11 protein-coding genes and 1 other annotated feature are annotated in these 17,288 nt (G+C 47.9%); all 11 genes read right to left on the minus strand.

Features of this window, described 5'->3' with window-relative positions:
* Nucleotides 1–242: 242 nt before the first annotated feature.
* On the minus strand, nt 243–1,400 hold the full coding sequence (locus CA600_RS23220) for a GGDEF domain-containing protein (RefSeq protein ID WP_094873223.1): 1,158 nt from the start codon (nt 1,398–1,400) through the stop codon (nt 243–245).
* A gap of 36 nt (nt 1,401–1,436) precedes the next feature.
* Nucleotides 1,437–2,603, minus strand: coding sequence for a GGDEF domain-containing protein (locus tag CA600_RS23225; protein WP_094873225.1), 1,167 nt, complete (start codon nt 2,601–2,603; stop codon nt 1,437–1,439).
* Nucleotides 2,604–2,835: 232 nt separating this feature from the next.
* Nucleotides 2,836–4,215: a UDP-N-acetylmuramate--L-alanine ligase gene (murC, locus tag CA600_RS23230; RefSeq protein ID WP_094873226.1), complete on the minus strand. Its 1,380-nt coding sequence runs from the start codon at nt 4,213–4,215 to the stop codon at nt 2,836–2,838.
* A gap of 6 nt (nt 4,216–4,221) precedes the next feature.
* A complete protein-coding gene (locus CA600_RS23235) occupies nt 4,222–5,598 on the minus strand; it encodes a bifunctional folylpolyglutamate synthase/dihydrofolate synthase (RefSeq protein WP_094873228.1) in 1,377 nt (458 codons plus the stop codon).
* Nucleotides 5,599–5,603: 5 nt separating this feature from the next.
* A complete protein-coding gene (locus CA600_RS23240) occupies nt 5,604–8,303 on the minus strand; it encodes a valine--tRNA ligase (RefSeq protein ID WP_094873229.1) in 2,700 nt (899 codons plus the stop codon).
* Nucleotides 8,304–8,365: 62 nt separating this feature from the next.
* Nucleotides 8,366–8,649 (minus strand) — a binding site (T-box leader).
* A 342-nt stretch (nt 8,650–8,991) separates the two neighbouring features.
* Nucleotides 8,992–10,359: a LysM peptidoglycan-binding domain-containing protein gene (locus CA600_RS23245; RefSeq protein WP_179281713.1), complete on the minus strand. Its 1,368-nt coding sequence runs from the start codon at nt 10,357–10,359 to the stop codon at nt 8,992–8,994.
* 358 nt (nt 10,360–10,717) lie between these two features.
* Nucleotides 10,718–11,653 (minus strand): RluA family pseudouridine synthase, encoded by a 936-nt coding sequence (locus CA600_RS23250; protein WP_094873232.1) that lies wholly within the window; start codon nt 11,651–11,653, stop codon nt 10,718–10,720.
* On the minus strand, nt 11,650–12,951 hold the full coding sequence (gene hemL, locus CA600_RS23255) for a glutamate-1-semialdehyde 2,1-aminomutase (protein WP_094873234.1): 1,302 nt from the start codon (nt 12,949–12,951) through the stop codon (nt 11,650–11,652). The genes CA600_RS23250 and hemL overlap by 4 nt, the downstream gene beginning before the upstream one ends.
* A gap of 78 nt (nt 12,952–13,029) precedes the next feature.
* Complete coding sequence (gene hemB / locus CA600_RS23260) at nt 13,030–14,028, minus strand: porphobilinogen synthase (RefSeq protein ID WP_094873236.1); 999 nt, start codon at nt 14,026–14,028, stop codon at nt 13,030–13,032.
* 580 nt (nt 14,029–14,608) lie between these two features.
* Nucleotides 14,609–16,162, minus strand: coding sequence for a uroporphyrinogen-III C-methyltransferase (gene cobA, locus CA600_RS23265; RefSeq protein ID WP_094873237.1), 1,554 nt, complete (start codon nt 16,160–16,162; stop codon nt 14,609–14,611).
* 5 nt (nt 16,163–16,167) lie between these two features.
* Entirely contained in the window at nt 16,168–17,121 is a 954-nt protein-coding gene (hemC, locus tag CA600_RS23270; RefSeq protein WP_094873239.1) for a hydroxymethylbilane synthase, read from the minus strand.
* Between the last annotated feature and the right edge of the window lie 167 nt (nt 17,122–17,288).

Below are 17,288 nucleotides of genomic sequence, written 5' to 3' on the forward strand. Positions count from 1 at the left end.
TGTCGATTTATAGGGAAACCTTTAAATTTTTTATATATTTTCATACTTTATTCGGAAATCATTGCGATAAACCTATATAAATCGCCATTTTTTTGAAGATTAAAGCAAAAAAACTATTTTCCCAGTAATACACGAACATGAATTTTCTATTCTGAAATTTTAAACTTGTTAGGTATTCTGAACTATTCCCTATGCAAACAAAAAAAGCGTCTTCCTCATCTAATGACGAAAGAAAGACACTTTTATATTTCGTAGCTTCTAACAACGCAGTTCCGGCCCTTTCTCTTAGCTTTATACAATGCATTATCACAAAGTTTGTAGAGATTATTTAGAGACAAACGTTCGCCCGATTCTATCGTGATGACTCCAATACTTATCGTGTAGTGCAGCGGTACGCCATGAATCATTGAACCAATAACAGCTGTGCGCATTCCTTCAGCAATAACATCACTACTCTTCTCATCGGCTCTGTGCAGGAGTACTGCGAACTCTTCTCCCCCAAATCTTCCGACTAGATCACCATGTCCAAGCTGTTGCTCTATTTTAGACGCCAAATCAGTCAGTACTTGGTCCCCTGTATTATGGCCGTAATTATCATTTATGCTCTTAAAGTGATCGACATCCAGCAGTAAAAAAGAATAGGGCAGCTTCTTCATGGCTGAAGCAGCTATTAAAGGCTGAGCACGCAGAACGAACGACCTGCGATTCAAAATTCCGGTCAACTCATCATAAGTTGCTACCCGCTCCATTTCTGCAAAGGAATCCTCTCTATAAAGCAGCATCATTCCCGCGGTTCCTAGAAACATATACAAATAAATCCCGAGATAAAAGAATAAATCAAGAAATTGTGCAACCTGTGTATTGATTCCTAATACAGAATACAGCGGTTCCAAAGCTCTACCCGCCAACGATAAGATGACAAGACCATATAGCAGTCCCATTATTATTTGCAGCGAAGTCTCCATGACCTTCAGACATAGTATATAAGCAGGATAGGCTATAATCAGAACTCCGGCCAGACAAGCGACTGGAATAACGAGCGGATCCTCTGGCATCAACAAATACATAAGCACCACAACGAGAATGGATACTCCGAATAATATAGAATAATATCGCTCCACCTTGCTCCCGAATACTCTGAGAAGCATTAGAAGCGCCAAGCTTTCGAGCGTGCCCCCAGCCAGAGCAAGAAGTGCTATGATCGGTAGACTAAGTGGTGTATCTATAACATCCTTCAGTAATATGAGGATCAAGGCTGCTAGTTGCAAATATTTTGCTGTGATAAACAATGAAGAAGTCTGTTCCTGCGCATACCGCAAACGATACACCACGATAAGCAGTACCGTGAACGATTGCCACAAAAAGAGACACACCAGCAGTGTCTGGAGATCCAGATGCATATAAGTGAAGTTCACCTCCCCTAGTATTCCTGACTCTCAGTATACATATCGGTATCTGATGACTCTATTTCTTCCCTCTTGTTTGGCCTGATATAATGCCTTGTCGCTTAGCTTGTACAACTTATTTATCGAGATCTCCTGATCAGGCATGATCGTAATTACACCTATACTAACTGTGTACCCCTGTTGAACCTTATTAGTGGAAGTATTCATTATCGCCTCACGAAGCGCTTCAGCTTTCTGATCGCAGCTTTGCTCATCTGCCCCACAGAGTATGACTGCGAATTCCTCGCCCCCTAGTCTGCCAAACAAATCTCCATTTCCGAGATTATCTTTAATCGTCGATGCGAAGTCTTCCAGCACAATGTCACCGGTATCATGACCATAAGTATCGTTGACCTTTTTAAAATAATCCAAATCCAATAGTAAAAACGAGAAGTACTCCTGTGCTCGAAATGCCTTTTCAAGCTTTATCTCCGCTTCCTGAAGAAATGCTCCACGGTTTAGGATCCCTGTTAAATCATCATAACTGGCTATTCTTTTTAGTTTGACGAAGGAATGCTCATTGGAGAGAAGAATAAAACCGGCAGCCCCTACGATAAATAATAAATACATCCCCAAATAATACAAATATTGCGTAAGATTTATTGAGAACACATTCATTTCAGGCTCCCAAATCAATGCAACAAGCGCCCGCATCAGCATAATCGCTGCAAATACATAAAATAATACGCCTAATATTTTTTGAAGAGGGGTAGCCTTTTTATTCACAGTTAGATGATAAGCTGGATAAACTATAAATAGGATAGACCAAAGTGAAGTACAAGCAATGCGCAAGTTGGAATGATTAAAAAATAATGCGATGATACTAAAACTAATGGTGCTCAATACCGAAAGGATGATGTAATATCGCTTTATTCTTGGCCCCAATACTCCCATCATCAGCAGTAACGCTGTAATTTCTAGACAGCACCCTCCAAGGATCAGAGCATTGCTAAGCGGAATGGACAACGCATGAGGGAGATAATCCCATAATAAAATCGAACACCAAAAGAGTAGCTGCACTTCCTTTGATCGGATGAACAAGGTGGAGGCTGTATCTTTAACAGCAGTACTCCGATAATTGGTGATAAGCAGCAATATAAATAAATTTCCGAAAATAAACAAATAAATCAGTGTTCTAATTTCAAACAGGGAGCTCATACGTCACCACCTATGCGAAAATATCTCCACAAATATATGTTAAAAATTCAATCCTCTTCAACCAGCACTATAGCACTTTATAACTATATCAGTAAATACGTTAACAATACCAAAAAAACACTTCCCTCTAAGTTCCGTTCAGATAAACACAAGGATTATCTGAACGGAATTTTGGGGAAGTGCTATTGAATAGAGAATATAAATATCCTCGAATTTGCCTCAATTTGTAAACTTAATGCTTCTTCTTCAAACCGTCCGCCAGTGCGTATCCGACCTTCCAGATATCGCCTGCGCCCATCGTAATCACCAGATCACCTGGAGCAATACGAGGGGTCAGATCAGCAAGCACATCTTCTTTAGTTGGCAGATGTCTCGCGCCCGCATTACTGTTCTTAACGATTAGCTCAACCAGCTTCGCAGAAGTAACACCTTCGATTTGTTTCTCTCCAGCCGGAGAGTAAATATCAGTGATGATGACTTCGTCGGCTTCGCTAAAGGCACGGCTGAAAGCATCTAACAGGAAGAAAGTACGTGTATAGCGCTGAGGCTGGAATACCGCAATAATCCGTTTCCCTGTTGCCTTGGCAGCACTGATCGTTGCCTGAATCTCTGTAGGGTGATGCGCATAATCATCAATGACCAGAATGTCATTGACTTCTCCGAGCACTTGAAAACGGCGCTTCGCACCATGAAATTTCACAATCGCTTCAGCAATTTTCTCAAAAGAAACCCCTGATTTCAAACAGGCGATTACCGCTGCCATTGAATTATAAAGATTGTACTGTCCGGGAACTGAGAGTTCAATCCGTCCAAGCACTTCTCCATTATGATTCATCGTGTACGATACTTGACGATCGCCTAGAATAATATCAGTGGCAATATAATCTGCAGTGTTCGACTTGATGCCATAAGTAATTACCTTACCTGTTACTTCAGGTAAAAGAGAAATCACATTCTCGTCGTCAGCGCATACTATAGCCGTTCCATCTTCGCGAGTTTGGTTCATGAACTGTACGTATGCAGCCTTAAGACGGTTAAAGTCCCCGTCGTAATTTTCTAAGTGATCCGCTTCAACATTCGTAACGATCCCAAGCCAAGGGTGATAGTGCAGGAAAGAGCCATCGCTCTCATCTGCTTCCGCTACTACAAACTCACCTTGTCCCGCCTTTGCATTCGTACCCACGTTCATAATTTCTCCGCCGATAATATACGTTGGATCAACATCACACTCTTCCATCACAAGTGCAATCATGGAGGAGGTAGTAGTTTTTCCGTGTGCACCAGCAACGGCTACCCCTTTACGTTCATTCAATAAACGGGCTAACATTTGCGAACGATGCAGAATGGGAATCTTAAGACGCTCAGCTTCCACCCATTCCACGTTATCACTAGACAAAGCCGTAGAGTATACGACTAGATCCGCACCTTTTACTTGTTCTGCTGTATGCCCGATATAAATCTTGGCACCTTTAGCAATCAATTTTTCCGTTAATTCCTGGGCAGCCACATCGGAGCCCGTAACTGTATATCCCATTTCTAGCATTACCCGGGCAATCGCGCTCATTCCGTAGCCGCCGATCCCTATAAAATGCACACGTTCAGTAGTATCCAACAGTCGTCACCAGCCTTTTTCAGTATCGGGTTGCTGCAAAAGTGTACCGCGTACGTCAGAGATTAAATACAGCGTACCAGATACGACGGCAAGGTCATCCTCCGCTGTAATCGACTTCAGTAGCTGCAGCGCTTTTCCCCAATTATGTTCTACTATGATTGCCAAGTTTTCCTTGGCATATTTCTCCCGCAGACTTTCTGCGATAACTTGCAGATTCTCCGCGTCCATTTTGTTCTGGAAATCCGGTTCGGTCAGGATGAGCGTATCCACTATAGGCAGTATATGCTTAAAGTAGGATTCATGATGCTTATTTGACAGCATTCCCATAAGTAAATTTAATTTACCGTATTGGTAGAGCTGAGGCAGACTTTTTGCAAGACTCTCCGCACCTTCCGGATTATGTGCTCCATCCAGTACGATCCTTGGAGACTTGCTTACCTCTTCCAGTCTTCCAGCCCAAAATGCGTGGCGCAAACCTTCAAGCACATCTTCATCCTCAAGCATAAAGGCCATATACTGACGCAGAACCTCAAGTACCATCATGGCAGCTGCCGCATTACTAATCTGGTGCTCGCCTTTCATTACGATCCCAAGTTCAAGCGAACGAAAGGGACCCTTAAAATGAAAAGTCTGCACATCCTCACGGATTTCATTAGCCTTATAGCTAAAATCTTCTCCGGCAAGATAAAGCGTAGAGCGGCAAGCCGCTGCTTTCTCTTTCAGAACTGCCACGACTTCCGGCTGAGTTACGCAGCTAACAACAGGTACGCCCGTCTTGATAATTCCGGCTTTCTCCATGGCAATCTTCTCTAGCGTATCTCCCAAAATATCCATGTGATCATGACCAACATTAGTAATCACAGAAACAATCGGAGTCACGATGTTCGTTACATCCAGCCTTCCCCCAAGCCCGGTCTCCCATACGACAACATCAGGACAAGAGACGCCCGCAAAAAATAGAATGGCCACAGCTGTAGTTACCTCGAACATCGTAGGTGAGCCAAACTCCGTTTCCGAAATTTCTTGGACTAGTGGACGTAATTGGTTAACCAGCTCGACAAGCGTTTCTTCAGAGATGTCCGTATTATTATATTGGAACCTGTTCGTGAACTTTGTAATATACGGAGATGTAAAGGTGCCTACTGAATAGCCGCTTTGTATAAGTGCACTAGTCAAAAAAGCACAAGTTGAACCTTTGCCATTCGTACCCGCCACATGAATAAACTTCAGACGACGGTGCGGATTCCCAAGCTTGTCCATCAACATCTCGATTCTATCTAAACCTGGCCTTATCCCAAAAGGGATTAGGCTCTTGATCCAAGCAACCGCTTCGGTGTATGTCGCAAGAGGGGCGGTACTTCCGCCCCGATTTAGGTCATCCATGTCTCTTATCCTCTCAGCTCTACGATGCGGGCAAGTACTTTCTCACGCTTAGCAGAATAATCTGCCTGTTTCGCCCGTTCCTCTTCGATAACTTTAGCAGGAGCTTTGGCCACGAAGCCTTGATTGCTCAGTTTTTTCTCTACGCGTTCTACTTCGCTGTTCAGCGCCTGTACTTCTTTTTCCAGACGAGCGATTTCTTGTTCAATATCAATGAGTCCCGACAATGGCAGAAGCAGTTCCGCTCCTGTTACTACAGCGGACATTACCTTATCCGGCGTTTCTGGATTCAGGCCAGCTTCGAAGGAAGACGTATTACAGAAGCGTCCAATATAGTTGTCGTTACGGGTGATAATACTCAGCGTCTCTTCATTACCCGCTTTGATGATCAATTCAACCTTTTTGCTCATCGGCACATTCACTTCAGCCCGGATATTACGAACGGCCCGGATTACATCCATCAGCAGGTTCATTTCCGCTACGGCTTGCGGATTCTCCAGAGCCGCATCATACTCCGGCCATGCAGCCAGCGTAATCGTCTCCCCTTCATGCGGAAGATGCTGCCATATTTCTTCCGAAATAAACGGCATAAACGGATGGATCAAGCGCATTGTGCGGTCTAGTACATAGGCAAGTACAGACTGTGTCTTCGCTTTGGCCGCGGCATCTGATCCGTAAAGTGACAGCTTCGCGAACTCAATATACCAGTCACATAGATCGTCCCAAATGAAGTTGTACAGCTGGCGACCGGTCTCACCGAACTCGTACGAGTCAATTAGACGCGTAATCTCACGAGAAGTTTCGTTCAGACGGTGCAAAATCCAGCGATCAGCAGTACTTAGCTCACCCGAAATGTCAATATTCTCAAAGCTTACGCCTTCCAAATTCATCAGCGCGAAGCGTGATGCATTCCAGATCTTATTGGCGAAATTACGCGCCTGCTCAACCTTTTCCCAGCGGAAGCGGAGATCCTGTCCAGCTGTGCTTCCGGTAGAAATCATGTAGCGCATTGCATCTGCGCCATACTTCTCGATGACTTCAAGGGGGTCTACACCGTTTCCGAGCGATTTGGACATTTTTTGACCTTCAGAATCCCTTACCAAACCATGCATCAATACATCTGAGAATGGTTTTTCTCCGGTGAATTCGAGGGCAGAGAAGATCATCCGTGCTACCCAGAAATAAATAATATCGTAGCCCGTTACGAGCACATCGTTCGGGTAGTAGCGTTTGAAATCCGCACTGTCCTCATCCGGCCATCCTAGTGTGGCAAAAGGCCACAGATTAGAGCTGAACCAGGTATCCAGTACATCTTCGTCCTGTTTCAAGTCGGTTAAGCCACTGATCCGGCGCGCTTCTTCCTCATCATTCGCTACAACCAATTCACCAGTAGACTCGGAATACCATGCTGGAATACGATGTCCCCACCACAGCTGACGGGAAATACACCAATCACGTACGTTCTCGATCCAGTTCAGGTAAGTTCTCTCGAAACGGTCCGGTACGAAGTTAACCCCGTTCCCATCCTTCTGTGCATTGATGGCAGCTTCAGCCAGCGGCTGCATCTTTACGAACCATTGTGTAGACAAGTACGGCTCAACAACCGCTCCAGAGCGCTCACTGTGTCCTACTTGATGCACATGATCTTCGATATTGATCAGGACGCCTTGCTCCTTCAGGTCAGCAGTAATGGCCTTACGACATACACTCCGGTCTTGACCTTGGTAAGGTCCTGCTTCTTCATTCATCGTACCGCTCTCATCCATTACGTTAATCTGCGGTAAGTTGTGACGTTGACCCATTTCGAAGTCATTCGGATCATGAGCGGGTGTAATCTTAACCGCACCACTACCAAACTCTTTGTCTACATAATCATCAGCGATAATCGGAATCTCACGGCCAATAATCGGCAGGATCAACGTTTTGCCGATTAGATCTTTGTAACGATCGTCTTCCGGATGAACAGCAACCGCTGTATCACCCAGCATCGTCTCCGGACGTGTAGTCGCCACTGTGATAAATCCGCTACCGTCTTTGAGCGGGTAACGCAGGTGATACAAGTGACCATTAACTTCTTTATATTCAACCTCGATATCCGACAATGCTGTACGAGCCGCCGGATCCCAGTTGATAATACGTTTGCCGCGGTAGATCAGGCCTTTATTATAGAGCTTAACGAATACCTCGCGTACAGCTTTCGATAACCCTTCATCCAGGGTAAAACGTTCGCGGGAATAGTCAAGGGAAAGCCCCATCTTAGCCCACTGCTCATGAATGGTGTTCGCATATTTATCTTTCCACTCCCACACCTGCTCCAGGAACTTCTCGCGGCCGAGATCATGTCTAGAAATCCCCTGCTCACGCAGCTTTTGCTCTACCTTTGTCTGCGTTGCGATACCGGCATGGTCCGTACCTGGTAGCCACAACGTGTCGAAGCCCTGCATCCGTTTCGTACGAATCAGGATATCCTGAAGCGTAAAATCAAGCGCATGACCAATGTGCAGCATTCCCGTTACGTTTGGTGGCGGGATTACAATGCTGTATGCTTTTGCATCTGGACGCCCGCCTGCACGGAAATATCCACCCTCTGTCCAGTAGGAATACCACTTGGTTTCTGCCGATTTCGGATCATACGTGGTTGGCATTTCATTCTTAGAATCATTTGCAGCGGCAGCCTCTGCCGCTGTTAGATTGTTTGGGTCAGCCATTCTCTGATACCTCCACTTGGTTACTTGTAGTTGGTTTCTAAAAAACAAAAAGACCCCTCGTCTCAAAGGACGAAAGGCCATTCTTTCGCGGTACCACCTTTGTTTCGCGCCAATGAAAAATAAACCTGCACTTCTCTCACCTTACGGTTCAGAAGCTTAGCGCGACACTCGTACAGATAACGGCTGCTACCGGCCACATCCTAACTTATCTTTCATATCCATGAAGACAAGCTCAGAAGGGCGACTCCGGGGCGACTTCGGTGGCTGTATCCTACGGAATGTCACAGCACTTGCATTCCGCTCTCTGAAGGGCTGACCGCCTACTCTTCCCGTTCCCAGTCTTTACTTAGATATTGCTTACTCCATAATACATTTTGAGTCATCCCTAGTCAACCTGAATAGGCTTCTACAGCGGGACTTTGAGCGGAATTTCGACTTATAGCGGGCATATGTCGAATTTTCATTCGATTCCTCACACTGCATTGATTAGATACCCCGTATTCTAACGTTCTCCGGTCACACAAGAATAAACGCCTTCGACGTCCTTTTACGGACGGTAAGCGTTTATTCGAGAAATATAAGGATAATGTATAACGTGAAACTTATATATTCTTATATTTTGACAAAAATCCCGATCTACTAACAGACCGGGATTCATCTATTCATGTGAATATGCATTGTAATTCATTTATGGAATGTACAACACTTGCCCTTCTTCTACACTCTGCCCGGACAATCGATTATACATTCCCAGCTCCCGCGCACTTAGCTGATACTTCTCTGCGATTGTATCCAACGTTTCTTCACGCTGTACGATGCAAAGGCGAACCTTACGGAATAGGTTAGCGCCATCTGCTCCGGTAATGAATCTGCTCTTCCACTCCGTATTATTTCCGGCCTCTGGAATGATCGCTGCAGCCGATGCATTTCCTTCAGATAGGAGAGCCTCTTGTTCTTTACGAGAACGACTAGAGCTGAGTAATGAAGAGAAGGTGAGATGTTCTTTGGCTGGAGCCTCCGCTTCTTGCTTGCTTCCTAGCGCAATCTTAAGATCTTGTTTCTCCTCGGTATGTGGCACAGTCTCCTGAGAAACTAAGCCTTCGTTCGTATTCTCACTGATCGGCTGCGCATTCTCTTCTTGTGTGTGAAGCGCATGGTTTGCTACGTTTTCAGAAGCAAATACAGCGATATCTTTGTCTGCGTCGGTAATCGCTGCTGGAACAGCGGTTTCTCTTGAAGCAAAAGTATATTCCGCTTCTTGCTCCTGATCCGCTTGACTCGCCTGGCTAACATGATCCAGCGGAGTGGCCTCAGCTTCATTCTGTGACTCCGCTTTAAACCAGTAATCCGCTATTCCGGCTTTGGAATCCTCTGTTTCCAAATCCAGACTATGCGTCCTAGCTTTCGCGCCCTTGTCCTTCTCATGAGCGGATGAGAAATTCACTATAGGGGACGATTGACCAGTTCCACTTGAGACCAATGATTCTTCTGTTTCCTGTTCATTCGCTTCAGCGTGCTCATGTTCTTCTACAGCAACCTCCGATGCATCCTCACCAAAGGTCCACTGAGAATTTTCATAAAGTGCGTCATTGTCATGTTCTTGATGCTCCGCTGTTGCTTCTACCCTGTCATCACTGAGAGGGGAATAAGCCACTGTGTACTCTTCCTGCTGCCAGGCCGGCTGTGGTTGAGGTTCCGCACCACCGATTCCCCGCAGGGATAATACGCCTGTTATATTCACAGTACGCATCGTGAGCAGATCAATATCAAAATTCTCGATCTCCACCCCAATATCTTCAATCGAGCTGACGCGTGTAAGCGGAACAGTGATTTCAACGGGAATGGCGTGCTCCAGACGTTGTGTCCGGTCATCTTCACTCCGGTAGAGTCCGGTAAGCAACAGCTGACCATATAACTCGGCACGATCCTCCCGCTGAATCACCTGGATTTCCGGAAGTAGTTCAACCTCCTCCAGCTCAGCTATTCCCGGAAGCTCTTCCGATAGGTGAATGCGTTCATAAATATCAAACCGCAAGCCGTGGGACTGATCAAACACGGGATATGTCCTCCTTCTTGGCATAATCTAACCCTGAGACAGGCCCAGAGCATAAGCCCAAAATGTTACTCCCCACATGTATATGCTTCAAAAAGAAAGGCATGACAACTTTGGTAGCCCTAACCGGACAGGATGCTATTAATTTCCTGAATTCAGGGGCTATTTGAACCTATCTGACGACCAATAGATGCACTACTCCGCATGAACAAAGTATTATATGCTGCTTTTGCTATTAGGACATGGATAGATGCTTCTTTCTGAAAAAACAGAAAATTATATACTCTACGAAAAATAGATAAAAAAAACCGTGAAACCAGCATTTGCTGATTCCACGGTTCTCAGGTTTATAACGTTACCGTCAAGGCGCTTCAGACAGCAGCTCCCGCAGCTGCAGCATATCCTCCGGCCACGGATCGCTCACTTCGAGCATTTCACCGCTCCAAGGGTGGCGGAAAGACAGCAGCTCGCCATGGAGCGCATGTCGGCCACTAGCGCTGGAAGCCCAGACCGGGCCGCCGTATAGCGCATCCCCATACAAGGGATGACCCATATGGCTGAGATGGACGCGAATCTGATGCGTCCTTCCGGTCTCAAGCTGCACATGCACCAGGCTCCCGCCATGCAGTGCTTCGCGTCCGAGGATTCGAGTCACGGCGAATTGCCCGCCCGGTGAGACTCTTCTCCGCGCCGCATGATGACGATCGCGTCCAATCGGCGCATCGATCACTTTAAGCGCAGATGGCACTATGCCTTCTACGATCGCGGCGTAGAGCCGCGAGATGCTTTTTTCACGCATATTCTCGTCTAGGACAAGCTGAGCGAATTCATTCTTGGCGTACATCACCGGGCCAGTTGTATCCTTGTCGAGGCGGTGAATATGCCTTACAGCTACACTATCACCGGAAGCAACATAATGCGCTGCTACAAGGTGATCCAGCGTTACACCTAAGCCACTGCCATCCGGATGAACCGCCATGCCTGCCGGCTTGTGGGCAACCAGGCAAAAATCATCCTCATACAGCACTTCAAGCGCTTCCCATACGGGTTCAATGCCCGCTTCACGATCCGGAAAAAGTGCCAGTCGAAGTCGATCTCCCTTCCACTGAATCCCCCCCTCGCGGCGCAGACGCAGATGAAGCTTCTCAGGCATGCCTACGGTTTCCAGCAGCCACTTATCAATGGCAGCTTCAGCATCCTCGGCTCCAGTAATGATTTTGCCGGGTGTTACTTCCAGCCACTCTCCACGTCTTGTCCAAGCTCCGCCACCGGTTCGTTCTCCGGCTCCAGTACTCAAAGGGCCTTCAGGGCATTATAATGGCCCTCAATGGTATCATCAATATCCTGCTCACTATGCGCAGCCGACACGAACATGCCTTCAAACTGTGAAGGTGGCACGCTGATGCCTTGGCTCAGCATATGACCAAAATAACGACGGAAAAGATCCGTGTTGCTTGTCTTGGCCGTCTCAAAATCCGTTACAGGCCCTTCCGTGAAGAACGGACAGACCATCGAACCCACGCGGTTAATCGTCAGCGGAACACCAGTTTCGATTGCATTCTTTTTCAATCCCGCTTCCAGACGCGCACCTAATTGCTCCAGACGATCATAAACTTCCGATGTCAGCAGCTTCAGCGTAGTGAGTCCTGCCGCCATTGCCAATGGATTACCACTAAGTGTGCCAGCCTGATAGATCGGTCCCGTAGGAGCGATTTGCTCCATGATCTCTCTTTTGCCGCCATAAGCGCCTACTGGAAGTCCTCCACCGATGACTTTACCGAAGCAGGTAATATCCGGAGTAATGTTAAACAAGCCTTGCGCACAGCCACGATTGACACGGAAGCCTGTCATTACCTCATCAAAAATAAGCAAAGATCCGTGGTCTGAAGTTAATTTGCGAAGTCCTTCTAGAAATCCCGGAAGTGGTGGTACAACACCCATATTGCCGGCAATCGGCTCTACGATCACTGCGGCAATCTCACTGCCGAAACGTTCGAAAGCAATCTGAGTGGATTCCAAGTCATTGTATGGAACAGTAATCGTATTGACTGCCACACCTTCGGGAACACCTGGGCTATCCGGCAAACCTAATGTGGCTACCCCGGAACCCGCCTTGATAAGCAGACTATCTGCGTGACCGTGATACGAGCCTTCGAACTTCAAGATTTTGCTGCGTCCCGTGTAACCACGTGCCAAACGAATCGCACTCATCGTCGCTTCCGTTCCGGAGTTAACCATACGTACGATATCTACTGAGGCTACACGTTCAACAACCGTTTTTGCCATTTCAGTTTCAAGTAAAGTTGGTGCACCAAAGCTTGTCCCTTTTACCGCCGTCTCCTGCAAGGCCTTTACAACCTCCGGATGCGCATGGCCCATAATTAGCGGTCCCCACGAGCATACATAGTCGATAAAGCTGTTGCCGTCGATATCATAAATACGCGATCCGATCCCATGATCCACATAAACCGGAGTCAATCCTACGGATTTGAACGCCCGTACAGGGCTGTTTACCCCACCGGGAATATATTGTTTTGCTTCATCAAAAGCCTTGCGGGACGCTTCTTCTTTACGCGCCATTGGCTCATTACTCATCTATCTTCACTCCTGTTCTGTTCTTGATCACACAAGTATAAGGCAACTGCCTATGCAGCGATATCGTTGTGAAAGAGATTAACCACGCAGCCAGCGCGCAGCATCTTTTGCGAAATAAGTAATAATAATATCTGCTCCGGCGCGTTTCATGCCAGTCAGCATTTCCAACACAACGGCTTGCTCGTCAATCCAGCCTTGCAGTGCCGCTGCTTTTACCATGGAATATTCGCCACTCACATTGTAAGCCACGAGAGGTAAATCGAACTGGTCACGGATCGTACGAATCACGTCCAAGTAAGCCAGAGCCGGCTTCACCATCAACATATCTGCGCCTTCCAGCACATCGGATTCTGCTTCACGGAGCGCTTCGCGCAGATTGGCAGGGTCCATTTGATACGTTTTGCGATTCCCGAACTGTGGTGCTGAATCCGCAGCTTCGCGGAAAGGGCCATAAAATGCCGAAGCATATTTGACCGAATACGACATAATCGGCACATGCTCAAAGCCATTCTCATCCAGTCCCGCACGAATCGCGTGTACGAATCCATCCATCATATTCGAAGGGGCGATAATATCTGCTCCAGCTTTAGCTTGGGATACCGCCGTACGAGTCAGCAGGTCCAGTGAAGCGTCGTTAATGACATCACCATGCACGACGCCGTTCACCGTATGCGTGTGCACCATTCCGCAATGTCCGTGATCCGTAAATTCACAAAGGCAGGTATCTGCAACGACCAATAGCTCAGGGTACCATTGCTTAATCAAGCGCGTAGCCTCTTGCACAATTCCATCCTCTGCAAAACCGGAAGAACCGATAGCATCCTTCGTTTCAGGAATCCCGAATAACAACACAGCCGGAATGCCTAGGGCGGCAATCTCGTCCACTTCTGCTTTTAAAGTATCCAGCGAAAAATGATACACGCCCGGCATCGAGCTAATCTCATTCTTCACACCTGTTCCATAAGTCACAAATATCGGCTGCAAAAAATCCAGCACATTCAGTACCGTCTCCCGCACCATACCACGAATTCCTGCTGAACCGCGTAAACGGCGGTGACGTGTAATTGGAAAGCTCATTGGTTCATCCTCCTGAAAAATAAAATATATAACTAAACCCTCGATCGTTGACTAACTGCGGCATAGTTGTAGTTTGTGCAGTTATTTTGAAGTTTTATCGTAACTGTAAGTTTTAGTTGCACTCTCTACAGTTATTTATTACAAAAGAGCGAAAACCCTTGTTTTAGCGCATATTTAATTGCACATATTACAACTAAAATGGATTTTCGCTAATATTCAGGGAATTTAAGTGTATAAAGTGCAACTAAACCTCAATCTGACCTCATGCTAACAGACCTCATAACCAGTCTCGTAACCAGATTAAAAAGCTATATTTCCACTAGGTTGCATATTAATCCAAGTACCCAATATCTAACATATCAGTTAGAGCTACGTGAACTTTATACGTACATAGACTTACTCACCCATACACACCAGTTAGTTTACAACTCAGCCGTCCATCATACTCTGAGTTTCAACAGTAACTACGTTCGGAGGCCAAGCTCATGCTACTTAAGTTACTTACAATAGCAGTGTGAGACTTCCTAGATAGATACAACTTCAGACGATGTTATAAAGCCGATGTTCGATTCGCGTCCATTCAAGCTTTTTGAAGTTGAGTCTCCGCATTCCAGCGGCAGAGCTCCTGAACCAGACTATTAATCGTTGCTTCTTCAGGTAGCAGACCCGGAGTAAGTCCCGCTTCCACGGCAGTCTGCTCGGTTAATGGCCCGATGCAGGCTATCTTAACATTAGCTAGCAGTGGAAGTGGATCTTCGAGCCCCATTCTTTTCAGAATGTGGATGAAATTACGCACCGTCGAAGAACTGGTAAAAGTCACCGCGTGAACGCGCCCCTCCTCCAGCAGCTTCAACAGCTCGTCGTCATCCTCACCCGTCACAACCGTCTCATAGGTATCGACGTCAGTGACTTGAAGGCCAAGCTCTCTCAGCTTGTCCGGCAGCCAGTCGCGCCCCAGATCGCCGCGCGGCAACAGCACGTTCTGCCCCGGCAGCAGCCGGGGACCGAACGTCTCAATCAGACCTTCCGCCTGAAACTTCGCCGGAAGTTCTTCAGCAATCACCCCGCGCTGCGCCAGCGCGGCTGCTGTGCCTGGCCCCACCGCTGCAATCCTTGCGCGGTGAAGCCCCCGAATGTCCGCCCCCTGCTCCGCCAAGTGGCGCCAAAAAAACTCCACGCCGTTCGGGCTAGTGAAGAATACCCAGTCGTACGATTCCAGCGCGCCAAACGCCGCTGCAATCTTCTCCTTCTTCTCTGCGCCATCCGGCATGATCGTCTCGATCACCGGGAACTCGTAGGGTTCCCCGCCGAGTTCCTCAATCCTATCCACCAGCTCGCTTGCTTGGCTGCGAGCCCTTGTCACCACGATGCGTTTGCCGAATAACGGCATTGCCTCGGCCCACTTCAGCTGCTCACGCTGCAGCACCACGTCGCCAACGACGATGACGGCCGGCGGCTGAAAATCCGCCGCCTTCACCTTCGCCTCAATATCGGCGAGGGTTCCCGTCAGTGTCTCCTGATCTGCGCGGGTACCCCAGCGCACCAGTGCCACCGGTGTTTCTGGCGGACGCCCATGCTTGATCAGCTGGGCGCTGATATATCCTATTTTAGCTACGCCCATCAGGAACACTAACGTCCCTGTGGCATTCGTTACTTTATCCCAATGAATGGAATGGTCCAGTTTATCCGGACTCTCATGTCCGGTGATAATCGACAGGGAAGAAGCATGATCGCGGTGCGTGACAGGTATACCCGCATAAGCAGGTACGCTGATCGCCGACGTGATGCCCGGTACGATTTCGTAATAGATCCCATTTTTGCGCAGCAGCTCCGCTTCTTCACCTACGCGGCCAAAAATCGTAGGGTCCCCACCCTTCAGCCGTACCACTGTTTTCCCCTGTAAAGCCAGATCAACTAACAATTGATTAATCTCTTCCTGCTTCATCGTGTGGCGATCCGGCAGCTTGCCAACATAAATCTTCTCGCCGCCGGGCTTCATGCTTTTCAGCAATCTAGGACTTGCCAGCCGATCGTACACCAGCACGTCGCTTTTTCGAATACACTCGAGGCCCTTTACAGTAATAAGCTTTGCGTCCCCGGGACCTGCACCTACCAAATAAACCTTCCCCGTCAATCCCCTCATCCCCTAACGTCTGACAGTATCTTCTCCGCTCCTCTTGCGATCAGCTTCTTAGCGACTTCTTCGCCGAGCTGTACCGGGTCTATCCCAGTGCAAGTTTCTTTCAAAATCGTTGAACCGTCAGGTGTTCCCACCATTCCGGTTAAGGAGATTATTTGGCGCTCCGCACCAGCAGCTTCGGAAACTGTGTCAAGCACCGCATGAGCACCAATCGGCACTTGGCAGCCGCCATTCAGCACACCAAGGAACGTGCGCTCCGCTGCCACCGTCAACGCTGTATCGGCGTCGTTATATAACGCCAACAGCTTCCGCAGGTCGGCGTCATCTTCGCGGCACTCGATGCCGAGTGCGCCCTGCCCTACAGCGGGCAGGCAAACTTCCGGCGGCAGATAGGCGCTCACGCGATCCTGCCAGCCCATGCGCGACAGCCCCGCTGCAGCAAGCAGGATCGCGTCGTATTCCCCGCTATCCAGCTTGCCCAGCCGCGAGTCAATGTTGCCGCGCACGGGCTCAATGACCAGATCAGGCCGCAGCGCAGCTAGCTGGCTGGAACGGCGTAGGCTGCTTGTGCCTACGCGTGCGCCTGGAGGCAACTTGTCCAGCGAGACGCCTCCGTTAGAGATCAGTGCATCGCGCGGATCAACGCGCTTCGGCACAGCGCCGTTGATCAGCCCCTCCGGCAGCTCGGAGGGCATGTCCTTCATGCTGTGCACCGCCATGTCGATTTCTTTTTCCAGCATGGCCTGCTCGATTTCCTTCACGAATAATCCTTTACCGCCGACCTTGGACAAGGTGACATCTAGGATACGGTCCCCTTTGGTAACAATCTTTTTCACCTCAAAAGTGAATCCAAAACCATGCTCCTCGCTCAATCGCTCCAGATCGGCAATCACATGCCCCGTTTGCGTCAACGCAAGCGCACTCTGTCTACTCCCCACAATAATCTTACGCATTGTCCATTCCTCCTGATTACGTCTGCCTCTTACTCTTCACCGTAGACCGTATATAGTAATCCAAACTAACCAAAAGCTACTTCGCACTATTAAATAGCATATCTGCCATTTATTTGGCTCCTTCGGCGGTTATTACTCAATTCCGAGGCATTTTTGCCTCTCTTTTC

This window comes from Paenibacillus sp. VTT E-133280, assembly GCF_002264385.1.
GTDB lineage: Bacteria > Bacillota > Bacilli > Paenibacillales > Paenibacillaceae > Paenibacillus_AQ > Paenibacillus_AQ nitricinens.